The organism is Streptomyces sp. CA2R106, assembly GCF_037034245.1.
Classification (GTDB): domain Bacteria; phylum Actinomycetota; class Actinomycetes; order Streptomycetales; family Streptomycetaceae; genus Actinacidiphila.
In genome coordinates this window covers 423,257-448,274 of sequence record NZ_JBAGKC010000001.1, presented here as the reverse complement: position 1 = coordinate 448,274, position 25,018 = coordinate 423,257, and the positions used below count along the sequence as shown (strand labels likewise).

The window sequence follows — 25,018 nt, the reverse complement described above, 5'->3', positions numbered from 1 at the left end:
CGCCGCGCACTCCGCACCCCGCGCGGCGCCGCACCCGTATCCGAGCCCGGGCCACGGGCACGCGGGCAGGCACGCGGGAACGCGGGAGCACGGGCACGCGGCCGCTACACCGTGACGCGAATGGGCAGCAGGATGCGCCACACGGCGTCCTCCACCCCGTGCACCGCGGCGATCCAGCCGACGTTCTCCTCGTCGGTGCCCAGCCGTACGGCCTGCGCCAACTCGTCCATCACCTCGGCGAGATCGGCGTGCGACATCGCCGACTCCATCCGGCCGCCGACCGCGCCGTCGTCGTGGTAGCGGTAGTAGGCGGGCGCACCGCGCAGCACACCCACCGGCCGCCAGTGCTGCGCCAGCCGCCAGGCGGGCTCGCCGGAGACATGCAGCCCGTCCGCCTCCACCACCTCGACCCGCGTCCGGTCCACCGCGAGCGGTGTCCAGGTGTCGGTGCCGGTGAGCACCATCGCCGGGTCGCAGCGCAGCGCGGCGTGCGCCACCGACTTGGTCGCGCCCGGCGCGGACAGCACGAGCGGCACCGCGGCCATCCCCGCGTACAGGCAGCCGAGGAACGCGCCCGCGAGGTCCGGCCCTTGCGGGTACACGAGCAGGACGCGGCTGCCCGGCTGGAGCGCACGGCCCAGTCGCGCGGCGACGGCCCGGGCCCGGCGGTCCAGCTCGGCGAAGCTGCACCCGGCAGTCCCGGTCAGGGGCGCAAGGTCGCCGTAGGGCAGTGCGGGGATGCCCTGCGGCTGCTGCTCCGCCCGCTGCCGCAGCAGCGGGCCGGGCAGGCGCCCGTTCTCACCCGGGGTGCCGCGGAAACCACCGCCGCGCCCGCGCCGGGGCCGGCTGTGCTTCCCGCCACCGCGGGTCACCGTGTCCGTCCCGGAGGGTGCGGGCGGTACGGGTCCCGTCCCCGGGAGCGTGGATGTCCTGTGCAGCGACGGCCAGGAGAGCACCGCACCGAACACAGATGATCTTTCCCCGCGCAAACCGGCCAAAACCGGGGAATCCGCCGAATCGTTTTTTCCGGACACCCGCACGTCCTCGTCACCCATCCGCTCGCAGGACACACACAGGTGTGAACCCGTCCCACACAACACAACCTCCGCGCACGCACAGACAGAACCTCGAATTCGGCCCAACATTCGGCCCAAGGCCGGATCGGCGCCATGCACGGGGTGACCTCGGCCGCCCGACACGGCAAACTGGCACGGACGGGGCCGAACTCTCGGCTCCGCATGTCATGCAGAGAACTGTTCCGTCCAGCGATGAACGATAGATATACGCGCGGAGCGCCAGGCCCGGGGACGCGCCCGGCCGGTGCGCATGGGCGATCCAGGGGGCAGACGATGGAGAGCAGCACGGAACCGGGCGGCCTGCGCTACGCGGTTCTCGGCCCGGTGCGTGCCTGGCGCGGCGACGAGCCGATCGCCACCGGGGCACCACAGCAGCGGGCCGTGCTCGCCGCACTGCTGCTGCGCGGCGGCCGTACCGCCTCCGCACCGGAGCTGCTGGACGCCCTGTGGGGGGAGAACCCGCCCAACACCGCGCTCGCGGCGCTTCGTTCGTACGCTTTCCGGCTGCGCAAGGCGCTCGGCCCCGAGTCGCTGGTCACCGATTCGGGTGGATACGCGCTGCGGGTCGGACCGGACGACCTGGACTACGCCGTCGTCGAACGCCTGGCGGCCGGCGCGGAGAAGATCCGGGCGACCGACCCGGAGAAGGCCCGCAGCCTGCTGAAGTCCGCGCTGGAACTGTGGCACGGCGAGCCGTTGGCCGGCCTGCCCGGACCGTACGCGGAGACGCAGCGCTCCCGGCTGATCGAGTGGCTGGTGGGCCTGTCGGAGACCAGTCTCGAACTCGACCTGGAACTGGGCGCGCACGCCGACGCCGTCTCCGAACTCACCGCGCTGTCCGCCCAGCACCCGCTGCGCGAGCGGCTGCGCATCCTGCTGATGCTCGCGCTGTACCGCAGCGGCCGGCAGGCCGAGGCGCTCGGCGTCTACGCCGACACCCGCCGCCTGCTCGCCGAGGAACTCGGCATCGACCCCTCCGCCGAGCTCAGCGACCTGCACCAGCGCATCCTGGAGGCCGACCCGGACCTGGCCGCGCCGGCCACCGAGGTCGCCGCGCCGCCCGAGGTCGCCCGGCCCGCGCAACTCCCGGCGAGCGTCCCCGACTTCACCGGCCGCCGCGCCGCCGTCGCGGAGTTGGGCAGCCAGCTGACACTCGCCACCGAACAGGGGCGGGACGGCGGGGTGATGGCGGTCTCCGCCGTGGCCGGGATCGGCGGCGTCGGCAAGACCACGCTCGCCGTGCACGTCGCGCACGCCGTCCGCGACGCTTTCCCCGACGGGCAGTTGTACGTCGACCTGCAAGGCACCGAGCCGCGCCCGGCCGAGCCCGAGGCCGTACTCGGCGCGTTCCTGCGGGCGTTGGGCGTGCCCAACCCCGCCATCCCCGACTCGCTCGCCGAGCGCGCCGCGCTCTACCGCTCCACCCTCGACGGCCGCCGCGTCCTCACCCTGCTCGACAACGCCTACGACGCCGCCCAGATCCGGCAGTTGCTCCCGGGTACGCCGGGCTGCGCGGCCCTGGTCACCAGCCGGATGCGGATGGTCGACCTGGAGGGCGCGCACCTGGTCGACCTCGACGTGATGTCGCCGGAGGAGGCGCTGCGGCTCTTCGGCCGGATCGTCGGCGAGGAGCGGATGTCCGGCGAACGGCAGGCGGCGCTCGCGGTGGTGGGCGCCTGCGGCTTCCTGCCGCTGGCGATCCGGATCGCCGCCGCCCGGCTGGCCGCGCGCCGGACCTGGACGGTGTCCGTACTGGCCCGCAAACTCGCCGACCAGCGGCGCCGGCTGGACGAGCTGCGGGCGGGCGACCTCGCCGTCAAGGCCACCTTCGCCCTCGGCTACGGGCACCTGTCACCCGAACAGGCCCGCGCCTTCCGGCTGTTGTCGCTGCCCGAGGGCCCGGACATCTCGCTGGACGCGGCGGCCGCCGTCCTGGACCTCGACCCGTACACAGCCGAGCAGCTGCTGGAGACGCTGGTCGACATAAGCCTCATCGAGTCGGCCGCGCCCGCGCGTTACCGCTTCCACGACCTGCTGCGGCTGTACGCCCGCGAGTGCGCCGAGCGCGACGAGACCGAGCAGGCGCGCTGCTCGGCGCTGTCCCGGCTGCTGGACTTCTACCTCGCCTCGGCCGAGGCGGTCTACGCGCTGGAGAACCCCGGCGACCGGGTGCTGGACCACCTCGCCGGCACCTCGCGCCCGGGCCTGTCCTTCGACTCCCGCGACGCCGGGCTGGAGTGGCTGTTCGCCGAGGCGCAGGTGCTGCTCGCGGCGGTCGAGCAGTCGGCCGGCGAGGGCTGCGGCGGCCTGATGCGCAAGGCCGCCGACCTGCTGTGGGCGGCCCAGGACCTGATGGAGTCGGGGATCTACGCGCGCCAATACGAGCAGGCCGCGCACGCCGTCGTGGCCACCGCGAACACCTGCGGGGACGCGCTGGTCGAGGGCCGGGCCCGGGTGCTCGTCGCCCAACTGCTGCGGATGACGGCCCGGTTCACCGCCGCGGACGAGGAGGCACGGCGCGCGATGGTGGTGGGGCTCGCCGCCGAGGACCCCGTCACCTGCTGCTACGCGCCGAACCTGCGGGGCATCATCGCGCACCAGGCGCAGCGCTTCGACGACTGCACCGAGTACCACGAAGCCGCCCTGGAGGCGTTCCGCGCGGACGGCAACCGGCACGGCGAGGCGTCGGCCCTGAGCAACCTCTCCCGGGCCCAGTTGAGCCTCGGCGACCCCGACGCGGCGGTCAGCACGAGCCGGCAGGCGCTGGCCATCTACCGCGACCTGAACGTCGGATTCCGCCTCGGCAACGGCCTGTACGCGGTCGCCGTCGCCCTGACCGCGGCCGACCGCGCCGACGACGCGGTGGCGCGGCTCAACGAGGCGCTGGAGATCTTCCGCGACGCACGGCAGCAGTTCTGGGAGGGCATGACGCTGTACCGGCTGGCCGAGGCGCACCGCGCGGCCGGGCGCAGCCTCCAGTCGGCCGCCGCGGCCGAACAGGCCCTGGTCATCCAGCGCGAGGTGGGCGGCGAGTGGCGCACCGCCAACGTCCTGACCGTCCTCGGCCGCGCGCTCGCCGACATGGGCCAGCTCGTCCGGGCGCACGCGTGCTGGCACGACGCGCTGGGTATGTACGCGGCGCTCGGCTCCCCGGAGGCCGACGAGGTACGGCAGTTGCTCGGTGAGGACTCCGCGCCGTCGGTGATCCGGATGGCGGGCTGACCGCTGCGGGAGCGGCGGGGCTGTCCCGGCCGGCGGCGGCCGTCCGGACGACCGGGGCCGAAGTGGCGCCAGGGGCGGGCTGGAACGGTGGGCACATCCATCTGAACGGCAACTCGTCGATACCGTTTATCGGTTGATTATCGGCGCCTGCCACGATTCGATTCACCGCACGAGCCGCCCGCCCGGTGATGCACGGGGGTCGTCGCCGGGTGGGCTTCACCACAGCAGTCCCCAAGTGCAGGAGAACGACCATGACTACCGACAACCAGCAGACCGAGTCGACTGATCCTGTACCGCCGACCGCGCCGACCGCCGCCGCGGTCGACCCGGACAACTGGCACACGGAGGGCACGACCGAGGACGCGGTGGACGGTCTGCTGGCGGACGAGTCCACGCCCAAGAAGCCCGCTCTCGTCAAGCCGAACAACTGGCACACCGAGTCCGAGCCCGCGAACTGATCCGCGCGAGGCGCCCCGCCCGGTACGGAAACGGGGTGCCGGGGCTGGCCGCCCGACGCGGACATGGTCCCGTAAGCCTGGGGATGGGGGTCTCCAGGCCTGCGAGAGAAAAAGGGGGAACCGCCCGGAAGGGGGGCAGCACGAGCCGGCTCAGGGGGCCGGCTCACTGCCCGGGCGGCAGGTCGGCCGCAGCGCGGAGGGGGCGCTGCGGCCGACCTGCGTGTGCCCGCCTGCGTGTGCCCGCCTGCGGGCGCCGGGCCGCGTGTCCGACCTGCGGGTTCCGATCTGCGTGTACCGCCCCCGCCCGCGCCTGTGCCGCCCCGCCGCCCGCTCGCCTGGCACGGCTGCCGCGCCCGGCGTACCGTCGGCCACGTGGGGGCCGAGTGAGCGACACGAGGCGGTGGCACCCCGATGGTCCGCAACATCCTGGGGTCACTGCTCGCGCTCGCAGGAGCGGCGGCCGCCGTCTGGTGCCCCTTCCGAGCCTGGTACGACGGCCGTCACGGGTCCGGCATCCGGGTCGACGACCTCTTCACGGGGGTCGGCGTCACCGATCGTGACGCGGCCCTGCTCGGCTCCCTCTTCCTGCCCATGGGCTTCGCCGCGCTGCTGACGCTGCTGGGTGTGCTCTCCCAGTCGTGGGTGGCCGTGGGGCTGGCGGGGTGCCTGGTGCTGGGTGTCACGGTGCTGTGGATGGTGCGGCAGGCGCAATTCCCGGGCGGGCCGGCCACCGGGGGTGGCGGGCTGGGCTCGGGTGCGGGCATCGCGGTCGGCAGCGGGCTGCTGCTGTTCGCCGGCGCTTTCTTGTTCTCGGGGCTGCGGCGCGCCCGCTACGGCAGCCCGGATCAGGAGCTCCCGCCGGACGCGGTGGCGTCCGGCGAGCCGCTGTCCCGGGACGAGGTGCCCGAGCCGTGAGCGGGCTGCTGCGCGGGCTCGGCACGGTCAGGCGGTAACCGGTCAGGCGGCCCGGCAGTCAGGCTGTCAGGCCGGAAGCCTCAGGCCCGGCGGGAGCTCGAACCGGTGCCCTTCGCCGCGTCCAGGGCGTACACGCAGCGGTCCTTGGAGCAGGCGTAGACCACGCCGTCGGCGGTGACCGGCGAGCCGGTGATCTCGCCGCCGGTCTCCAGCCGCCAGCGCAACTGGCCGCCTTGCGCGTCCACCGTGTACAGGCAGTGGTCCTTCGATCCGAAGTGCACCCGGCCGTCGGCGACCGCGGGCGACCCGGTGATCTCGTTCTGCGCGGCGAACCGCCAGCGCGGCGCCCCGCTCACCGCGTCCAGCGTGTACAGGGCGCTGCCCGCGCCGAGGTGGACCCCGCCGGCGGCGACCACCACCGGCTCCAGGGACTGCCGCGGCTCGGTGGCGACCCGCCAGCGGTCCCGGCCGTCCGCCGGGTCCAGCGCGTACACCGTGCCGAGGTGGTCGGCGACGTAGATCCCGCCGCCGGTCGGGCCCGGGCCGGGTACGTGCGCGGGCGGTGCGAACATCACCGCGGGCGCCTCGAAGTGCCAGCGCTCCGCGCCGTTACGCGCGTCGAGGGCCAGTACGCGGGTGCCGGCGGTCAGGTGGACGACGCCGTCGGCGACCACCGGCCGGGTGACCACGGAACCGGCCGCTCCGGGCTCGCCCACCGGATACGACCACAGCTCCGCGCCGCTGAGCGCGTCCACCGCGTGCAGCAGGCCGCCGCCCTGGTAGTAGACCACCCGGTCGGCGATGGCCGGCCCGGCGTCGGGGGACTCGAACTCCGTCTGCGCGCCGGCCCGTTCCCACCGCAGGGTGCCGCGCTCGGCGTCCCACGCCTGCACCACGCCGCCGCGGATGCCGGTCACGACAGTGCCCGCGTCGGCCTGCGCGGCGTACACCCAGCCGTCGATCGGGGTACGCCACCGCTCGCCGCCGTCGGTCGCGCCGAGCGCGAACAGGCTGGGCCCGTCCGAGGCGTGGATGCGGCCGCCGGCGACCGCCATCGTCCAGGCCACGTCCCGGGTCTTGAACTGCCGCCGCCCGCTGGCCACGTCGAGGGCGTGCACCTCGAAGGACGTGACGTACAGCAGGCCGCCGGCCACGACGGGGGTGCCCCACACGTCGTTCGACATCCGGAACCGCCACGGCCGCCACTCCCCCGGCGGGCCGGCCGGCCGCGGCATGCCGGCCACGGACGCGGGCGGGGCCTCCGCCTGCTGGTGGCTGCCGCCGCGGGGGCGCACCCACTCGGTGCCGGGCACCGGCCCGGCCGTGGCCTTGAGGTCGGCCGCCCGCGTTAGCCGCAGCCCGGGCCCGATCGGCGCGGACCCGGCGAGCTGGACGGACGCGGCCGCGTGCTGCGGAGCGGGGCTGCGGGGCGGCTGCTGCGGGCGGGGCGGCGACGTGGGCGGCGGCGGCAGCAGCCCGGACTGCTGCTGCCCGGGGCCCTGCGGGGCCGCCGGCGGTACGGGCGGCCGGCCGCCGGGGGCCCGCGGCGGCACGGGCACCTGCGGGCCGGAGACCTGTGCGCCGGGCTGGCGGGCGGGGCGGCCGCCGTTCTGCACCGGCCCGATCCGGCTGCGGTGCCGGTCCTCGATCAGGGCGACCGCGCCGGGCGGCAGCCAGGCGGAGGCGGTGCCGGTGTCGTCGCCGCCGGAGGAGAACAGGTGCGGGGCGAGCTGCGCCTGGAGGTCGGCGGGGGTGGGGCGCTCCTCGGCCTTCATCCGCATGCAGGACTCGATCAGCGGGCGCAGCTCCTCGGGCAGGCCGGTCACGTCGGGGCCTTCGCGCAGCAGCATGAAGACGGTCTCGACCGGGTTGGCCCCGTGGAAGGGCGCGTGCCCGGTCGCGGCGAAGACCAGGGTGGAGCCGAGCGAGAAGATGTCGCTGGCGCCGCGCACGCTGCGGGAGTCGCGGGCCTGCTCGGGCGACATGTAGGCGGGGGTGCCGACGGCGACGTTGGTCATCGTCAGCCGGGTGTTGGACACCCCGGAGGCGATGCCGAAGTCGATCACCCGGGGCCCGTCCTCGACGACCAGGACGTTCGACGGCTTCATGTCCCGGTGCACCAGGCCCGCGGCGTGGATCGACTGGAGCGCCTCGGCGATCCCGGCGGCGAGCCAGCGCACGCCCTGGGCGGGCAGCGGGCCGGACTGGTTGACGATCTCTTCCAGCGAGGGCGCGGGGACGTACGCGGTGGCGAGCCAGGGCACGGCGGCCCGCGGGTCGGCATCGACGACGGCGGCGGTGTAGAACCCGGACACCGCGCGGGCCGCCTCGACCTCACGCGTGAAGCGCACCCGGAAGAGCTGGTCCTCGGCGAGCTCCGCGCGCACGGTCTTGATCGCCACGCGCCGACCGGAGGCCGAGCGGGCGAGATAGACCAGCCCCATGCCGCCGGCGCCGAGCCGTCCCAGCACCTCGAAAGGGCCGATCCGTCTCGGGTCATGCTGCGTAAGCTGCTCCACCACTTGCCCTGCCACCTCCCCGTGCCCGCGGTGTCCGCGGGCCGTTCCCCGTGCTTCCCGGCCTCGTCCGGCCGGTCGCTGGCTCCCGTGCCAGGGTACGGACCCGATTCTTCCTGGGATGGGCGCCGGTTGCGAACCCGCGGCCTTCACGACACGCCCGGTAAGCGAAGTCGTTATCATCCGCTCCCGCGCACACGGCGGCCATCCGCCGCGCCGGGCCGGCTCCGGCGGGCGGGCACGCGGGGGCTGCGGCGGGGTGCTAGCGGCCGGGTATGGCGTCCGACCGCCGCTCCGGGTCGATCACGGCGAACCGCGCTCCCTGGTCGTCGGCGACGATCGCGGTGCGGCCGTAGGGCGAGTCCGTGGGCTCGACCAGCACACGGCCGCCCAGCCGGCGCACCGTGGCCGCCGCGTCGTCGCAGTCGCCGACCGCGAAGTAGACCTGGTAGCCGACCGGGGCGTCCTCGGCGGGGCCGCCCAGTCCCAGCCGGCCGAGCGAGGGGTTCTCGGCGCCGGGCACGGACCACACCTTGTAGTCGAAGTGGGCGCCGTCACCGACCTGCTGGGACTCGAATCCGAACACTTCCTCGTAGAAGGAGTCGACGGGACCGGTGTCCCGCGTGTGGTTCTCCGACCAGGCGTAGGCCCCCGGCTTGCCGACCAGGCCGAAGCCCTCGTGTCCGCCGGGCTGCCAGAGTCCGACGAAGGAGCCGCCCGGGTCGACGACGCCGGCCATCACTCCGGCGTCCGGCACCGGGTCCGGCCCGAAGGCGACCTGGCCGCCGGCCGCCCTGACCTTCTCGGTGGCAGCGGCGGCGTCGGCGACCGCGAGGAAGACGCCCCAGGCGGGGGGCACCGACGGCTCCCTCCGCTCCATCAGGGCGGCGACCTTGACGCCGTCCCGCAGGGCCATCGTGTAGTGGCCGAACTCCTCGCCCTGGTCCTGGAAGGTCCAGCCGAGCAGCTCGCCGTAGAAGGACCGGCCCGCGGCGAGGTCGGGCAGTGAAACGTCAGCCCAGCAGGGGGCGCCTTCTCCGAATGCCGACATGATCAGTTCCTCTCCTCTCCGCGCGATGGCCCGCGGCGTGTCCGCGACATGCTGTCGGCGCCACCGTCATCAGTGATCTTCCCCACTACGCGCGCTTCAATTCGAACATATGGTCAATTATTCGAGCGCCCGACTCCGGGGGTTCAAAACACCCATTTGCCACAATACCGCCGCGCTTCGATGAGGCTCCCGGGGCGCGAGAAAGCGCCGTTGAACTGGAGGTTCGCCAAGCGGAACGAGTGCGTCCCCGTTTGCACGCCGCCAAATCGCGCGCCGATCACGGGTCGGTAAACTGACGGCATGACAGGACAAGTTCGCACCGTCGACGGCCGTGTTGCGGGCCGCCGCGGGCAAGCCACGCGGCAGAAGCTGCTGGACTGCCTCGGCGAGATGCTCAGCACGTCGCCGTACCGGGATGTCAAGGTGATTGACGTCGCCCGGATGGCGGGCACCTCCCCCGCAACGTTCTATCAGTACTTCCCCGACGTCGAAGGCGCCGTCCTCGAACTCGCAGACGAAATGGCCAAGGAGGGGGCGAGCCTGACCGAACTGGTCGCGGGCCGCTCCTGGGTCGGCAAGTCCGGCGCGCAGGCCGCGGACGAACTCGTCGACGGCTTCCTGTCCTTCTGGCGGAGGAACGACGCCATCCTGCGGGTGATCGACCTCGGTGCCGCCGAAGGCGACAAGCGCTTCAACCGGATTCGCACCCGCATCCTCAACTCCGTGACGGGCTCGCTCACCGAGTCCATCAAGGAGCTGCAGAGCAAGGGCAGGGTCGACAAACAGGTCAGCGCACCGGCCGTCGCCGGCTCGCTCGTGGCCATGCTCGCCGCCGTCGCCGCCCACCAGAAAGGTTTCACCGGGTCCGGCGTCAAGCAGGCCGACCTGAAGCCGAACCTGGCGCTGCTGGTGCACCTCGGTGTCACCGGGAAGAAACCGCCGAAGTAGCCGCGGCTCAACGCCGGCCGCCGCCACGGGCGTTCGGCCCGCACGCGCCAGTCCTGCCGCAACACCACGCCCCGACGCGGGCGCCACGAGGTCTCGGGGGAGGCCGCTGGCGCCCGCGTCGTCGCGTTCCGCGCACCGTACGCGCGCGGCAGCGGCCGGACGAAGCCCAGGCGGCGCCCGGGACCGGGGCTCCGGTGCGGGCCAAGTGGCAGGCGCCATAGGGAAGGTGGGCAAGGGGGCAGGTGGGCTGGGGGGAACGCCCCATGCCGCTCGACCGGCATCGGGGGTTACGCTCGCACCCGCCCGCAGGAACGCACCTGCCGGCTGTCACCGCCTTGCTCCCGACAGACGTACCCAGGCTCCAGGAGTGCCCCCATGGCCGACCCCACGACCGCCACCGACCGGGTCCCCCCACCCACCGCCGCACCCGACGCGATCGTCATCGGCGCCGGACCCGGCGGACTGGCCGCGGCCGCGGCCATGCGTCAGCAGGGGCTGCGGCCGCTCGTGGTGGAGCGCGCGGAACAGGTGGGGGCGTCCTGGCGCGGCCACTACGACCGGCTGCACCTGCACACCACACGGCGGCTGTCCGCTCTGCCGGGGCTGCCCATCCCGCGCCGCTACGGCCGCTGGGTGAGCCGCGACGACGTGGTGCGCTACCTCGAGTCCTACGCGGAACACCACGAACTCGAGATCGCGACCGGTATCGAAGTCGGCCGCGTGGTGCGCAAGAACGGGGGCTGGGAACTGCCCGCGACCGGGGGCCGCGTCCTGTCCTCGGCGGTGGTCGTGGTGGCGACGGGCCACAACCACAGTCCGTACATACCCGACTGGCCGGGACGGAACACCTTCCCCGGTGATCTTCTGCACGCCTCCCGCTATCGCAACGCCGCCCCCTACACCGGGCGGGACGTGCTCGTGGTCGGCGTGGGCAACACCGGCGCGGAGATCGCCGTCGACCTGGCGGAGGGCGGGGCAGGGCGGGTGCGGCTGGCGGTGCGGACGGTGCCGCACATCCTGCGCCGCTCCACGTTCGGCTGGCCCGCGCAGGCCAGCGGCATCGTCTGCCGGCGGCTGCCGACGCGGCTGGTGGACCGCCTCGCGCCGTACGTCGCGAAGGCCGGCGTCCCCGACCTGTCGGCGTACGGTCTGCCCCGACCCGTGACCGGGCTGTACTCGCGGGTGCGCGAGGGCTCCATCCCGGTGCAGGACGTCGGCCTGATCGCGGCGGTCCGATCGCGCCGGGTCGAACCCGTCGCGGCCGTCGCCGAGTTCGACGGCGGGACGGTGAAGCTCGCCGACGGCTCCGGGATCGAGCCGGAGGCCGTGATCGCCGCGACCGGCTACCGGCGGGGCCTCGAACCGCTCGTGGGCCACCTCGGCGTGCTCGACGGCCGCGGCCGTCCGGTGGTGCACGGGGCCAGGACGCCCGCGAACGCGCCCGGGCTGTACTTCACCGGGTTCACCAATCCGATCAGCGGGATGTTCCGGGAGATGGCGATCGACGCCCGCCGTATCGCGCGCGCGGCCGCACGCGCGCGGTAAGCGGGGTGTGCGCGGCCCGCGCCGGGCAGGCCCCGCGCACGGCGTTCGGCCAAGCGGGTTAACTCGGCACGAATCGGAACTAGAACTGAAATTCGGGGCGTTCACACAGTAACCGCCACCACGGGCGCGGCGACCGGCCGGTGGCGGACGACCAGGGACATCAGCGCGGCCACCGCGCACAACGCACCGGAGGTGTACCAGACGACGTCGTAGGAGCCGAGCGCGTCACGCGCCACCCCGCCGAGGTAGGCGACCAGGGCCGCACCGATCTGGTGCGCCGCGAGCACCCAGCCGAAGACGATCGCGCTGTTCTCGCCGTAGTGCTCACGGCACAGCGCGACCGTCGGCGGCACCGTCGCCACCCAGTCCAGGCCGTAGAAGACGATGAACAGCACCATCGAGGGATGGATGGTGTCCGAGAACAGCATGGGGAGGAACATCAGCGACAGTCCGCGAAGTCCGTAGTAGATCGCGAGCAGCCGCCTCGGCGACAGACGGTCGGTGAGCCATCCGGAGGCCACCGTGCCCGCGATGTCGAACATCCCGATGACGGCGAGCAGGGACGCCGCGGTCGTCACGGGCAGCCCGTGGTCGTGCGCGGCGGGCACGAAGTCGGTCTTCACCAGGCCGTTGGTCGACGCACCGCAGATCGCGAAGCTGCCGGCCAGCAGCCAGAAGGTACCGCCGCGTGCCGCGTGGAGAAGGGCCCGCAGCGCACGCCCGGCCGCCCCGGTGACCGGTGCGGGTTTGGGGACGAACTCCGCCGCGCCGTACGGAGCCACGCCCGCGTCGGCGGGGTGGTCGCGCAGCAGCAGCCAGACGAAGGGCACGACGGCGAGCGCCGCGAGGCAGACCGTCGCGGCGGCGGGACGCCAGCCGTGGTGCTCGGTGATCCACGACAGGAGAGGGAGGAAGACCAGTTGGCCGGCCGCGCCGCCGGCCGTGAGGATGCCGGTGACCAGACCCCGGCGGGCGACGAACCAGCGGTTGGCGACGGTCGCGGCGAACGCGAGCGCCATCGAACCGCTGCCCAGGCCCACCAGGACGCCCCAGCACAGCACCAGTTGCCATGCCTGGGTCATCGAGATGGTGAGTCCGGCACCGAGCGCGATCGTCAGCAGCGCGCAGGCGACGACGCGCCGGATGCCGAAGCGGTCCATCAGCGCGGCGGCGAACGGCGCCGTCAGCCCGTACAGCGCGAGGTTGACGGAGACCGCGAAGCCGATCGTGGCGCGCGACCAGCCGAACTCGCTGTGCAGCGGGTCGATCAGGAGTCCGGGAAGGGAGGCGAACGCGGCGGAGCCGACGATGGTCACGAAGGTGACGGCGGCGACGGTCCAGGCACGGTGCGGGCGGGCGCGGCGGCGCGGTCCGGCGCCGCCTGCGGGCGGGGCGGGTGCCGTGGTCGCTGCCACGGTCGCGGAAGTGCGGGATGTCTGCGTCACGTTGCTCAGTGTCGAAGGCGCGTTCCCCGGCGACGAGTGGCCCGAGGGCCATGGTGTGAAAGGATCGGGCCATGGCGATATCTCCGGCGCCGGGGCGGGCGCGGGTCTTCGGGGACAGCGGGCGGCACCGGGTGGCGGTGTTCGTGCTCGACGGCGTGATCCCGTTCGAACTCGGCATCCCGCTGCGGATCTTCGGGGCCGCGAGGCGTCCGGAGCAGGACCCGGGCCGCGCGGGGCTGTACGAGGTGGTGACGTGCAGCGTGCGTCCGGGCGCGGTGCGGACGGACGCGGACTTCGCGATCACCGTCGAGCACGGCGTTGAGGCGCTGGCCGAGGCGGACACGGTGGTGGTGCCCGCGTCGCACGAGTGGGGCGAGGTCTACGAGGAGGGTCGGCTCGGCGACGAGCTGGTGGCGGCGTTCGACGCGATCCGGCCGGGCGCGCGGGTGGTGTCGATCTGCACGGGATCGTTCCTGCTGGCGGCGGCGGGGCTGCTGGACGGGCGGCCGGCGACCACGCACTGGAGCAGCGCGGCCCACTTCCAACGGCTCTTCCCCCGGGTGCGGGTGGACCCGGACGTGCTGTACGTGGACGACGGCGACGTGCTCACGTCGGCGGGGGTGGCGGCCGGGATCGACCTGTGCCTGCACATCGTTCGGCGGGACTTCGGCAGCGCGGTGGCGAACGGGGTGGCCCGGCGGACCGTGGTGCCGCCGCACCGGGAGGGCGGTCAGGCGCAGTACGTGCGGCGGCCGCTGCCCGAGCCGCAGTTGGCGGGCACCGAGCGGGCCAGGGTGTGGGCGCTGGAGCGGCTGGCGGAGCCGGTGACGTTGCGGCAGCTCGCGGAGCGGGAGGCGATGAGCGTGCGGACGTTCACGCGGCGGTTCCGGGAGGAGGTGGGGATGAGCCCGGGGCAGTGGCTGACGCAGCAGCGGATCGAGATGGCGCGGCAGTTGCTGGAGTCGACCGACCTCGGGGTGGACCAGGTGGCGCGGCAGGCGGGGTTCGGCACCGGGGCGTCGCTGCGGCAGCACATCCACAGTGCGCTGGGGGTGTCCCCGACGGCGTACCGGCGCACGTTCCGGGCGGCGTCGCGCGGCTGAAGGGCGGTCTGGGGCCGGGCGGTTGGTGTGGAGGAGCGGGGTGGGGCGGGGCGGGGCGAGCCAGGTCAGGTGAGGAGCGCGCCGGCGGTGGAGCGGTCGACCTCGCACCAGATCTGCTTGCCCGCGCCTTCGGGGTGCCAGCCCCAGCGGTCGGCGAGGCCGTCGACGAGTTCGAGGCCGCGGCCGCCGGTCTCGTCACGGTCGGCGTGGCGCGGGGCGGGCGGAAGGACACTGGCGTCGGCGACCTCGACCCGTACCGGGGCGGCGGGCGCGGTTGGGAAGAGCATGCGCAGCACCGCCGGGCAGCCGGTGTGGACCACGGCGTTGGTGACGAGTTCGGAGATGAGCAGGAGCAGCGTCTCGGCGACCGGTTCGTCGGCTCCTATCCCGGAGCCCACCAGTCGCGACCGCGCCCAGCGCCGGGCGCGCCCGACCTCCGCCGGGTCGACCCCGACCTCCAGTTGCATCTGAAGCATCTGCACTGCTCACACCATCCGAACCGGCTGACCCGACGCCTCGCGCCTGCCTGCCGTCACCGTATGTGACACAGGCGTCACCAAGCTTGGCCGGATGACCGGTTGACCGACAAGCGCTTCGGGCATATTCACCCGCGGGAGGGCCGACGTACCGCATACTGCGCCCCGACCCCGGCCGGGAGACGCGCAGCCAGGCACGTCACCGCTCCGGATGGTCGGAGCAGCCTCCTGCGGAAGCCTGGAACGTACGCGCACCCGATGGAGGTTACCCGAGGACCACCCGGACTCCACCGCCTGACAAGTCACGCATCGGACACAACCCGCCGCGGACGCTCCGTGATCACCGCCCCAGCCTCGCCCATGCACTACTCATAAGTGACAAATGCCTCGTAAGCGACTTCGCTGAAGAGGGTGAAGCGCACCTCGGTGACGGAGGTGGGTGTCGCGCGCACGGTCTGTACGGCGATGCGGGCGCCGTCGTCGATCGGCCAGCCGTAGACCCCGGTGGAGATGGCGGGGAAGGCGATGGTGGCGGCGCCGAGTTCGTCGGCCACGCGCAGCGACTCCCGGTAGCAGGAGGCGAGGAGTCCGGAGCGGTCCTCGTCCGGCTGCCAGACCGGCCCGACGGTGTGGATGACCCAGCGCGCGGGCAGCCGGCCGGCGGTGGTCGCGACGGCCTGGCCGGTGGGCAGGCCGCGGCCGTAGCGCGACGCCCGCAGGTCGCGGCAGGCGGCCAGGATCTCGGTCCCGCCTTTGCGGTGGATGGCGCCGTCCACGCCGCCACCGCCGAGCAGGGAGGAGTTCGCGGCGTTGACCACCGCGTCGACCGGCGCCTCGGTGATGTCGCCGCGTACGAAGGTGAGTCGGGTCATGGGCCCATCCTCGGGCACCCCGCGCCGCGGGTGCACCGGTTTTCCCGCCGCTCCGGCGCCCAGGCCCGGTTCAGGGTCCGGCCCGGTTCAGGGCCGATTCCGGTTCAGGCGGACAGCGGCCGGGCGGTGTCGTCGGTCGCCGCGTCCAGGTCCGGGTAGACCTCGAAAAGCCGCCGTACGCCGAGCGCGGCCAGCACCCGGTTGACGTGCGCCTCCCCACCGTGGCCGGCGGCGGCCTCGGCCCCGCCCGCCGGTCCGGGCTGGGCACCCTCCTGCGGCAGCACGATCCGCAGCCGGCCCGCGCACGACCGCATGAGCCGGCGGGCGCCGATCAGCACGCCCACCCCGCTGGAGTCGCAGAAGCGTACGCCGGCGAGGTCCAGCACCAGACTGCGCCGGCCGTCGGCGACCGCCTCGTGCACCTTCTGCCGGACCGCGGGCGACGAGGTCAGGTCCATCTCCCCCGCGACCGTGACCACCGCCCAGCCGTCCCGCTCGGCCTGGGTCACCAGCACCGGTACCCACCTCGCCTCGCCGTCGACTCGGATTCTCCCGTCCTACGACCCTATGCCCGCTCCCGGTCGTGACCCCGCAATCTTCTGGTCACACCCGGATAACAGACGGACAGGAGCGGTCACATCCGGTGTCAGGTTGGTGCAAAGCCGCGTACACCCTCCCGGGTGCCGGGTAACGTCGGACCGGCAGGTGCCCGCGCCCCGCCGTGGATACGGCGCACGACGGCGCGGAGCCGGGCCGAGCACGGCCCGGGCAGGCCGGGCACGACCGAGCAGGACCGGACAGAGCGAGACAGGGCAGAGCAGGCAGCGTACGGGCCGGACGGAGCAAGGGGGCCAGGGCATGGCGACACCCGCACCGCCGCGCTGGGACCGCAAGATGCAGCAGCGGCTGGCGCGGGGCGAGGAGGCGGCGCTCGGTGAGCTGTACGACCGCTACGCCTCCCTCGTCCACGGACTCGCGCACCGGGTGACCGACGACGACCGGGCCGCGGACCAGATCACCCGCGAGGTGTTCGGGTACGTCTGGGAGAACCCGGACGCCTACGAACCGCGGTACGGGTCGCTGCGGTCCTGGATCGCGGCGCTCACCCAGCGCCACGCGGTGCACCGACTGCGGCAGTACGAGCACGGCGGCAGCGCCAACCCCGATGTGGTGGAAGCGCGCGTGCGCGAGGCGAACACCGCGGCCCGCGCCGACTTCATCGTGACGTCGATGCCCGCCCCGCTGCGTACGGCGCTCGAACTCGCCTACCGGGAGCGGCTGGACTACCGCGCCGCGGCGGCCGACCTCGGGGTGAGCGAGGACGAGGCGCGCCGGCGGCTGCGGCTCGGCCTCCAACTGCTGTCCACCGCGATGGAGCCCGAGAACCCGCCCGAGCCGCCGTTCGACGCGGACGGCGCGCGGGGCGATCGGTGAGCGGGCCGATGTACCGCGACGGCGACGGGCCGCCCGACGACGACGCCCGCGACGGCAACGGCTCGGGCGGCGATGAGCGCCTCCCCCGAGTCCCTGCCCAGCGCGAACAGCAGGACCCCCGACGCGGCCTGTCCTACGGGCGGCAGCCGGCCGACTCCACCGCCGAGGCCGCCGCCGGGGGCTCCGCCGAGGCCGAGGCCGTGCTCCCCTCCTGCGGTTCGGCGCTGCCGGCCGAATCCCCGGAGGTCTCCGAGCCGCCCGACGCGCCGGCCGCCCCGGCCGAACTCCCTCTCCCACGTGTCAGCCCCGGAACGGCCTCGTCCATGACCAGCGTCCGCATGCCGCAGCCGTACGACCACGGCACCCTCAAGTCACTGCTCGGCGCCTGGGCCCTGGCCGCCTGCTCGCGCGACGAGACCCTCGCGGTCGAGGTGCACCTGACGGACTGCGCGGCCTGCGCCGAGGAGGCGCTGCGGCTGCGGAACGCGGTCGGGCTGCTGCACCAGGACGAGTCGCTGGACCTCGACCCGCTGCTGCGGGCCCGGGTGCTCGAAGGGTGCCTGGGGCGGCGCCCGGCGCGTATCCCGGTGCCGGAGTGGGCCGGGCCCTATGACGCGGAGACCGCCCGGCTCGACGCCTTGCTGCGCGACCTGGGCGACGGCTACTGGACCGAGCCGGTGCGGTTGCAGTGGTTCGACGGCGCCCCGGTGACCCGGCAGTTCACCGTCGGGCAGGTCATCGCGCACCTGATCGCCGTGGACGGGCTGGTCGGCCGCGCCCTCGGGCTGCCGCAGCAGGGCGTCGACACCGCCGCCGAGGACGCCACCGAGCGGTACGGCCTGGACCGCCCGCGCCCGGTGCGCCTGGACGGCGCCGCCGAGGAGGTCGAGCTGCCCCGCTCGCCCGTCGAGCGCACCGACGCGCACTGGGCCGCCCACCGGCACCTGCCGGGTGCGACACTGCGCCTGCTCTGGCGCGAGCAGAGCCACCGCCTGGTGCGCACGGTCGCCTTCGCCGGCGAAGGGGTCGCCGGTCTGCCGGTGGACTACGGCGACTTCGAGCTGCCCTTCCAGGACGCCTTCGTCGACCGCGCCTTCGCGTGCTGGACGCACGCCGCGGACATCGCCGAGGCGGTCGACTACCCCTACGGCCCGCCCGCCGGCAGCCATCTGCGGCGGATCATCCGGCTGACCGCGGACAAGCTGCCGGATGTGCTCGCCGCGCGGCGCAGAGCCGGGCTGGCCACCTCGCCGTCCCGGCTGGTCGCCGCGGGCTCACCCGGGCGTTCGCTGAAGCTGGAGATCGAGGGCGAGGGCGGCGGTGAATGGCTGCTGGCGCTCGACTCGCCCGGCGCGGTCCCCTCGGCCGACCACCAGGTGGCGCACGTGGTCATGGACAACCAGGAGTTCTGCCGGCTCGCCACGGGGCATGTGGTGCCCGAGGATGTGGCGGCGGGCTCAGCCGGTGACCGCGCGGCCGTCCGGGACGTGCTGTACGCGACGGCCTCGCTGTCCCGGATGTAGGGCGGCCCGAAGTCCTCAGGTCCTCAGGTCCTCAGGAGGACATGATCTCAGCTCCTCGTGTCCTCCTGGCCGCTCCCGCTACGCGAACACCACGGTCCGGCGGCCGTTGAGCAGCACCCGGTGCTCGCTGTGCCACTTCACCGCGCGGGCCAGCGCCTGGCACTCCACGTCCCGGCCGATCGCCACCAGCTGCTCCGGCGTGACCTCGTGGCCGACCCGCTCGACCTCCTGCTCGATGATCGGACCCTCGTCGAGGTCGGCGGTCACGTAGTGCGCGGTCGCGCCGATCAGCTTCACCCCGCGGTCGTGGGCCTGGTGGTAGGGCTTGGCACCCTTGAAGCTCGGCAGGAAGGAGTGGTGGATGTTGATGATCCGCCCGGACAGCCGCCGGCACAGGTCGTCGGAGAGGACCTGCATGTAGCGGGCGAGGACGACCAGTTCGACGCCCTCCGCCGCCACGATCTCCAGCAGCCGCGCTTCGGCCTCGGCCTTGGTGTCCTTGGTGACGGGGATGTGGTGGAAGGGGACGCCGTAGGACTCGGCGAGGGCGCGGAAGTCGGTGTGGTTGGAGACCACCGCGGCGACCTCGACCGGGACCGCGTCGGTACTGGCGCGGAAGAGGAGGTCGTTGAGGCAGTGCCCGAACCTGCTCACCATGAGCACGATCCGCATCCGCTCCGCGGAGGGGTCGATGTGCCAGTCCATGTGGTAGGCGTCACCCACCGCCGCGAAGCTCGCCCGCAGCTTGTCGGCGGTCACCTCGGGCTCGGCGGAGAAGTGCACGCGCATGAAGAACAGCCCGGTGCCCTGGTCGCCGAACTGCTGGCTGTCGACGATGTTGCAACCGGTCATGAAGAGGTAGCTGGAGACCGCGTGCACGATGCCCTGCTTGTCGGGGCACGACAGCGTGAGGACGTACTGCGGCGGCTGCGACTGCTGTTCGTTCACGCCGCCAGCCTGGCACAGCGCGGCGCCCGGCGGAGCCGTTGTCCGGCACACGGACCTGATCACGCCGACCACCCGAGGCCGATCCCCGGAGGAAGATCCCAGGCGGCCGATCCCCGGAGGACAGTCCCCGGGGGCCGATCCCGCGAGGGGCCGTCACGCCGTCCGGTTGTAGATCGCCAGGATCTCCAGCGTGCGCGGCGGGGCGTCCGGGTCCTCGCCGTCGGACGACGCCATCCGCACGTGCGCCTCGCGGGCGGCGGTGACCGCCTCCGGCCACGCCGGGTGGTCGAGGTAGGCGACCGCGGGGGCGTCGGCGCCCACCTGGTGCAGGATCTTCAGCACCCGCAGCACCGCGACGTCCACGAGCGCGGCCTCCTGCGCGTCGCGGAAGATGGTGCCCACGTACTTCTCGGCGGACCAGTTGTCCAGCCAGGTGTCCTCGACCAGGCGGTAGACGGCGTCGGTGACATCGCCGTATCCCTCGCGTCCGGTCCGCCACACCTCCATCTGGAAGACGGGGTCGCTGATCATGTGCAGCGCCGAGCGCACATTGCTGCGCCAGCGCCACCACGGCATGTCGTTGAGGGGCATGCCACCCATCGTGGAGGAGTGACGGGCACGACGGGAAGACTTCTCCGAACCTTGCACAGCGCACGATCGTACGCACCCGGCCGGCGACACCTGTAATTCACCTGAAAGTGGCCGCTCATTGGCATCCGGGCACCCCCGAGTTGGGACGGAAGCGGAATCTTCTCCTGATATGACTGACCGCCGCTCGGGCGCGCTGCGACGTGCCGCCGTCCCGCTGCTCGCCGTGTCCGCGCTGGTCAGCGGGTGCGGCGTCATCCCAGGCGGCTCGGGTGGCTCATCGGGCCCGATCGTGGTGATGACATGGGCGCCGGTGGGCACCAGTGCCACGAACATGCCGGGCATGCTGGGCATAGCCAAGGCGGTCGAGACCTACGTCAACGACCAGGGCGGGCTGCACGGCCGCAAGTTGAAGGTGCTCACCTGCAACGAGCGCAACGACGCGGTCGCCGTCACCGACTGCGAGAAGAAGGCCGCAGACGCGGGCGCGGTCGCCGTCGTCGGGTCGTACAGCGAGGAGGGCAGCAGCTTCGTCTCGGCGCTGGAGGGCGACGACATCCCCTACATCGGCGGCTACGGGATCACCGAGGACGAGTACCAGAGCCTGATGTCCTACCCGGTCAACGGCGGGCTGCCCGCGCTGCTGGCCGGCAGCGGGCTGCAACTCGCGCAGACCTGCAAGAAGGTCGCCCTGGTACGGCCGGACTCGATCACCGGCGACCAGTTCCCGATCTTCCTCGACCAGGGGCTCGGGGCCGGCGGCAGGAAACCGGTCGAGGACATCCTCGCCAAGGACACCTCGACCGACTACACCGACGCCGCCACCGAGGCGGTCGGCGACGACAAGGCGACCACCTGCGTGTCCGCGGTCCTCGGCGACCACACCAGCACCTTCTTCGACTCCCTGCGCCGGGTCGGCGACGAGCAGCCGAAGGTGCAGCTGTCCTCGGTGATCGGCAGCGTGCAGCAGTCGGTGGTGGACGCCAGCGGCGGCGCCAAGAGCCCGCTGGAGGGCGCGAAGATCGCCGACTGGTACCCGCCGGCGTCCGACCCGAAGTGGGACGAGATGAAGTCGGTGATCACCAAGTACGCCTTCGGCGACGACACGATCGACGTCGCCGACCCCGGGGTGCAGACCACGTGGATCGCCTACCAGGTCTTCACCAAGGTGGTGCGCGCGATGGACGACGGCACGAAGATCGACGCGGCGAGCGTACGGCGGGCGATGGACGCCACCACGAAGCTGTCGACCGGCGGCCTGACCCCCGACCTCGGCTGGACCGACGCCGACCTGCTGGGCGTCCCCGACCACCCGAGGATGGTCAACGCGGACATCGTCTACCAGCAGGTCCGCCAAGGCCGCCTGGTGCAGGCGCAGTCGGGCTTCGTGAACGTCACCAAGACGCTCAAGCCGTCGTCGTACGCCCCGCTGCCGCGCGACGGCGACTGAGGCGGTCCGCCCCCGGGCGGCCTACGCGATCAGCGCCTGTCAAAGCCGTCAAAGCCGTCAGAGCCGTCAGAGCCACCAGAGCCGTCAGAGCTGGGTGTACTGCCGCTGGGTGAGGCCGTACTTCTGGGCGATCGCGTTCCACAGCTTGACCGCCTTCTTCTTCTCGGCGGTCGCGGTGCCGCTCTCGCGGTCGCCGGCGGAGGTCTCCGTGGTGTTCTTGGCGTGGCCGCCGTGGCAGACCTTCTTGTTCTTCTGCGCCTGGCCGGCCCAGTTCGCGTAGTGGGTGTCAGCGGCGGAGGACGCCTGCCACGCCTTGGTCAGCGCGGTGCTCAGCGCCTCGTGGTCGGCGAGCTTGTCCAGTTGGAGCTTGCCGAGCTGGGTGACCAGGGCCTTGCGCTTGGTGGCTGCGGTGTTCAGGTCGCTCGCGGCACCGGACAGATCGCTGCACCCGCGGATCGACGCGACCGCGCTCACCACGGAGCTGCGGCTGGCGTCGCTGGTGCTCAGCAGGGAGTCCAGCGCGGACGCCTGCTGCTTGGCGACGGCGTCCACGGTGTCGGTGGCGCCGGGCTGGGCGTCCGCGGAGGTGCCGGCCTGCGGCGTGGCGCTGGAGGAGTCGGCCACGGTGCCGGTGTTGCCGCCGCCCCCGCCGGAGCTGAGCAGCGCGCCGACCACCAGGCCGGCCACCACGCACCCGGCGACCACGATGCCGATCAGCGCCTTGGGCGACAGGCCCCGCTTGCGGCCGCCGTCGTCGTAGCCGTAGCCGCGCTCGGCGCCGTAACCGGGGTCCTGCGGGCCGCCGGCGGGGCCCTGCGGGTAGCCGGGGCGGGCGGGCTGGCCGCGGTCCGGCGGCTGGATGATGCGCGGCCGCATGGGCGCCGGGCTCGGCACGTCGTTGCGGAAGAGGTGGTCGTAGTCGCTGTCGTGCCCGGGGCCGGACGCGGGCGGCTCCTCCTCGAACCCGCCGTACTGGACGGGGGGCTGCTCCTGGCCGCCATACGAGGGGCCGCCGGCGGCCGGGTACTGGTCGTAACCGGCGGGCTGCCCGTACGGCGCCTGGCCGTACCCCTGCTGGTCGTAACCGCCCTGGCCCTGGGGGCCTTGGGGGTCCTGGTGGTCCTGGAAGAAAGGCAGTGCCTGGGTCGCGTCGGCCGCGCCGGGGTCGGCTATGTGCGCGGCCGGCGGGGCCTGGTGCTGCGGCTGGTGCGGCTGGTGCGCCGGAGGTGCCTGGGGCGGCATCGGCGGCATCTGCGGTACGGGGTCGCCGCCGGGGTAGGGCGGCAGCATCTGCGTCGCGTCCGCCGGTTCGGGGGCGCCCGGGGCCGCGGGCAGCGGCATCGGGCCGGGACCGGCCGGAGGCAGGCCGTGCGGGGCGTGCGGGCCTTGCGGGTCGCCGCCCGGGTACGGCGGCAGCATCTGCGTCGCGTCGGCCGGCTCCACCGCGCCGGGCGGGACCGCGCCTTGGCCGTCGGGCGCGCCCCACGGGGTGCCGCCGGCCGGCTGGACGTGCTCGCCGTACGACAGCGGCGGCTGCTGCCGGCCCGCGGGGAGTACGACGCCCCGGTACGCTTCGGGCGAATCCTCGCCGCGTCCGCTGCTGTGCATCGCCGCCCCACTCCTGACTCTGGCCTACCGTGCAAACCGTCGGCCCACGCTACCGGGTCCCGCCAGGTGCCGCCCACGCACCCGAACGGGTGAGCGTCACCTCACACTTGGGCGGGCGGGCGGCCGGCGGCGCCGCGGTCGGCCCGGGCGGGCCTGCGCAGCGCTTTGGCCGACGTGTGGGCCCGGGGTGTCGGTCCGGTAACGATTCGGTGCACACCGGCCGGCGGTGCCGCTATTTCACCTTCAGGCCGCCTCCAGTTCGTCCAGCCGGGCGTGGAAGGCGCGCACCACCGGTTCGGCGGCGAAGGGCTCCAGCCGGCGGCGGAAGTCGTCCAGGTACTCCGCGCCGCGGTTGGAGCGCAGGCCCGAGAGCAGGGTGACGGCCTGCTCCCCGGTGTGGCAGGCCGCGTCCAGTTCGCGCTGCTGTACCTGCGTGTCGGCGAGCAGCAGCAGGTCGATGGCGCGGCGGCGGGCCCGGCCGGCCGGGTGGGCGGCCAGCGCCTCCTGCGCGCGGCGGGCGGCCGCGTCGGCCTGGCCGAGGTCGCGGTGGCAGTGCGCCAACTCGTCGGCCAGATAGGCGCGGTCGAAGTGCGCGATCCACGCCGGGTCCTGGTCCGGGTCGGAGCGGTCCATGGCCTCCAGTGCGAGCCCGGCGACGGTGGCGAAGGTGCGGGCGTCCCCGAGCAGGGCGTGGCCGCGTGCCTCGGCGGCGTGGAACATCGCCTCGGCGGTGGCGGTGACCTGGCCGCGGGCGCCTTCCTGGGCGGCGCGGGCGAGTTGGGCGATCTCGCGGGGGTTGCCGAGCGAGGCGGCGAGGTGGCTCATGCTCGCGGCCAGGATGTACCCGCCGTACGCACGGTCGCCGGCCGCCTGGGCCAGCCGCAGCGCCTGGATGTAATACCGCTGGGCGAGGCCGGGTTGGCCGGTGTCGACCGCCATGTAGCCGGCCAGTTCCGTCAACCGGGCGACGGCGGAGAACAGTTCGCGCCCCACCGACTCGCGGTAGCTGCCGGCGAGCAGCCCGGAGACCACGCTGTTGAGGTAGTGCACGACCACCGGGCGGACGTGGCCGCTGCCGAAGCGGTGGTCGAGGTCGGTGAGTGCCTGGGTGGTCGCCTTGACCGCCTCGACGTCCGACATGCCCACGCGGGCCCCGCCGTTGCGCGCCACGCCCTGGTCGGGGCGGGTGATCAGCCAGTCCCGGCTGGGCTCGACGAGCGCGGAGGCGGCGACGGTGGAGCCGGTGAGGAAGTCGCGCCGGCCGACGTCGCTGCGCCACAGCTCGCAGACCTGCTCGATCGCGCCGAGCACGGTGGGGGCGAAGTGCAGGCCGATGCCGGTGGCGAGGTTCCGCCCGTTGGCCATGCCGATCTCTTCGATGGAGACCGCGCGGCCGAGCTTGCGGCCGAGCGCCTCCGCGACGATGCCCGGGGCGCGTCCGCGCGGCTGCTGGCCGCGCAGCCAGCGGGCCACGGACGTCTTGTCGTACCGCAGGTCGAGGCCGTGTTCGGCCCCGCACATGTTCACCCTGCGCGCCAGGCCGGCGTTGGAGCAGCCGGCCTCCTGGATCAGTGCCTGGAGCCTCTCGTTCGGCTGCCGCGCCACGAGTGGTCGTGCGGCCATCGATCCCCCCTTGTCGTCCTTAGTGAGTGTTTCTTCCCCAACCTCCGCCGATGAACCCCGCATTGGCGGCAATTCACCCGTTTCGGCCGGCTCGTGGCGCCGGGCCGGGCCGGGGTGTGCCCGCGGTCGGCCGGTGCTCCTTCGTTTGATACCCGGTTCCGGCCCGGGGCGCCCGTACGCGCCCCCGCGGATGCTTCCGTGCGCCCGGCGGTGAGCC

General features: G+C 73.6%; 20 protein-coding genes. 9 read left to right on the top strand and 11 right to left on the bottom strand.

The genetic code is table 11. From position 1 onward, the window contains the following. Positions 1-104: 104 nt before the first annotated feature. A complete protein-coding gene (locus WA788_RS01995) occupies positions 105-872 on the bottom strand; it encodes an AMP-binding protein (RefSeq protein ID WP_335970867.1) in 768 nt (255 codons plus the stop codon). 477 nt (positions 873-1,349) lie between these two features. Between WA788_RS01995 and WA788_RS01990 the strand changes: the two genes are divergently transcribed. The 3 genes from WA788_RS01990 to WA788_RS01980 all read left to right on the top strand — a co-directional run bounded on the left by WA788_RS01990 (position 1,350) and on the right by WA788_RS01980 (position 5,671). Next, positions 1,350-4,298, top strand: a complete 2,949-nt coding sequence (locus WA788_RS01990) for an AfsR/SARP family transcriptional regulator (RefSeq protein ID WP_335970865.1) — start codon at positions 1,350-1,352, stop codon at positions 4,296-4,298. A gap of 251 nt (positions 4,299-4,549) precedes the next feature. Further along, a complete protein-coding gene (locus tag WA788_RS01985) occupies positions 4,550-4,756 on the top strand; it encodes a hypothetical protein (protein ID WP_335970863.1) in 207 nt (68 codons plus the stop codon). A gap of 411 nt (positions 4,757-5,167) precedes the next feature. Further along, positions 5,168-5,671 (top strand): hypothetical protein, encoded by a 504-nt coding sequence (locus tag WA788_RS01980; protein WP_335970861.1) that lies wholly within the window; start codon positions 5,168-5,170, stop codon positions 5,669-5,671. A gap of 80 nt (positions 5,672-5,751) precedes the next feature. Here the strand turns inward: WA788_RS01980 and WA788_RS01975 are convergent, their stop codons facing one another. After that, entirely contained in the window at positions 5,752-8,193 is a 2,442-nt protein-coding gene (locus WA788_RS01975; RefSeq protein WP_335970860.1) for an outer membrane protein assembly factor BamB family protein, read from the bottom strand. A gap of 256 nt (positions 8,194-8,449) precedes the next feature. Beyond that, entirely contained in the window at positions 8,450-9,238 is a 789-nt protein-coding gene (locus tag WA788_RS01970; protein ID WP_335970858.1) for a VOC family protein, read from the bottom strand. A gap of 300 nt (positions 9,239-9,538) precedes the next feature. On the opposite strand from WA788_RS01970, the gene WA788_RS01965 reads away from it, so the two are divergent. Both WA788_RS01965 and WA788_RS01960 read left to right on the top strand, forming a co-directional pair. Then, positions 9,539-10,186 carry a TetR/AcrR family transcriptional regulator gene (locus WA788_RS01965; RefSeq protein WP_335970856.1) on the top strand — a complete coding sequence of 216 codons (648 nt, stop codon included), beginning with the start codon at positions 9,539-9,541 and terminating at the stop codon, positions 10,184-10,186. Between the two features lie 375 nt (positions 10,187-10,561). Beyond that, a complete protein-coding gene (locus WA788_RS01960; RefSeq protein WP_335970855.1) occupies positions 10,562-11,731 on the top strand; it encodes a flavin-containing monooxygenase in 1,170 nt (389 codons plus the stop codon). A gap of 101 nt (positions 11,732-11,832) precedes the next feature. Here the strand turns inward: WA788_RS01960 and WA788_RS01955 are convergent, their stop codons facing one another. Beyond that, positions 11,833-13,176: an MFS transporter gene (locus WA788_RS01955; RefSeq protein ID WP_335970854.1), complete on the bottom strand. Its 1,344-nt coding sequence runs from the start codon at positions 13,174-13,176 to the stop codon at positions 11,833-11,835. A gap of 71 nt (positions 13,177-13,247) precedes the next feature. On the opposite strand from WA788_RS01955, the gene WA788_RS01950 reads away from it, so the two are divergent. After that, complete coding sequence (locus tag WA788_RS01950; protein WP_335970853.1) at positions 13,248-14,279, top strand: GlxA family transcriptional regulator; 1,032 nt, start codon at positions 13,248-13,250, stop codon at positions 14,277-14,279. Positions 14,280-14,344: 65 nt separating this feature from the next. On the opposite strand, the gene WA788_RS01945 is transcribed toward WA788_RS01950, so the two are convergent. From WA788_RS01945 to WA788_RS01935, 3 genes are all read right to left on the bottom strand, one after another. Beyond that, complete coding sequence (locus tag WA788_RS01945) at positions 14,345-14,761, bottom strand: ATP-binding protein (RefSeq protein ID WP_335970851.1); 417 nt, start codon at positions 14,759-14,761, stop codon at positions 14,345-14,347. Positions 14,762-15,120: 359 nt separating this feature from the next. Beyond that, the gene (locus WA788_RS01940) at positions 15,121-15,627 is read right to left on the bottom strand and encodes an O-acetyl-ADP-ribose deacetylase (RefSeq protein WP_335970849.1); all 507 of its coding nucleotides are present in this window, start codon (positions 15,625-15,627) and stop codon (positions 15,121-15,123) included. A gap of 104 nt (positions 15,628-15,731) precedes the next feature. Continuing rightward, positions 15,732-16,136 carry an STAS domain-containing protein gene (locus WA788_RS01935; protein WP_335971260.1) on the bottom strand — a complete coding sequence of 135 codons (405 nt, stop codon included), beginning with the start codon at positions 16,134-16,136 and terminating at the stop codon, positions 15,732-15,734. Between the two features lie 349 nt (positions 16,137-16,485). Between WA788_RS01935 and WA788_RS01930 the strand changes: the two genes are divergently transcribed. Then, positions 16,486-17,061, top strand: coding sequence for a sigma-70 family RNA polymerase sigma factor (locus tag WA788_RS01930; protein WP_335970848.1), 576 nt, complete (start codon positions 16,486-16,488; stop codon positions 17,059-17,061). An 8-nt stretch (positions 17,062-17,069) separates the two neighbouring features. Further along, complete coding sequence (locus WA788_RS01925) at positions 17,070-18,584, top strand: hypothetical protein (RefSeq protein ID WP_443033957.1); 1,515 nt, start codon at positions 17,070-17,072, stop codon at positions 18,582-18,584. 78 nt (positions 18,585-18,662) lie between these two features. Here WA788_RS01925 and purU read toward each other — a convergent pair whose 3' ends face one another. Both purU and WA788_RS01915 read right to left on the bottom strand, forming a co-directional pair. Next, on the bottom strand, positions 18,663-19,532 hold the full coding sequence (purU, locus tag WA788_RS01920; RefSeq protein WP_335970845.1) for a formyltetrahydrofolate deformylase: 870 nt from the start codon (positions 19,530-19,532) through the stop codon (positions 18,663-18,665). Positions 19,533-19,685: 153 nt separating this feature from the next. Beyond that, entirely contained in the window at positions 19,686-20,132 is a 447-nt protein-coding gene (locus WA788_RS01915) for an SCO4402 family protein (RefSeq protein WP_335970844.1), read from the bottom strand. Between the two features lie 160 nt (positions 20,133-20,292). Here WA788_RS01915 and WA788_RS01910 point away from each other — a divergent pair, with 160 nt between their 5' ends. After that, entirely contained in the window at positions 20,293-21,570 is a 1,278-nt protein-coding gene (locus tag WA788_RS01910; protein WP_335970843.1) for an ABC transporter substrate-binding protein, read from the top strand. A gap of 84 nt (positions 21,571-21,654) precedes the next feature. On the opposite strand, the gene WA788_RS01905 is transcribed toward WA788_RS01910, so the two are convergent. Beyond that, positions 21,655-23,178, bottom strand: coding sequence for a hypothetical protein (locus WA788_RS01905; RefSeq protein ID WP_335970841.1), 1,524 nt, complete (start codon positions 23,176-23,178; stop codon positions 21,655-21,657). A gap of 243 nt (positions 23,179-23,421) precedes the next feature. Further along, a complete protein-coding gene (locus tag WA788_RS01900; RefSeq protein ID WP_335970839.1) occupies positions 23,422-24,801 on the bottom strand; it encodes a transcriptional regulator in 1,380 nt (459 codons plus the stop codon). Between the last annotated feature and the right edge of the window lie 217 nt (positions 24,802-25,018).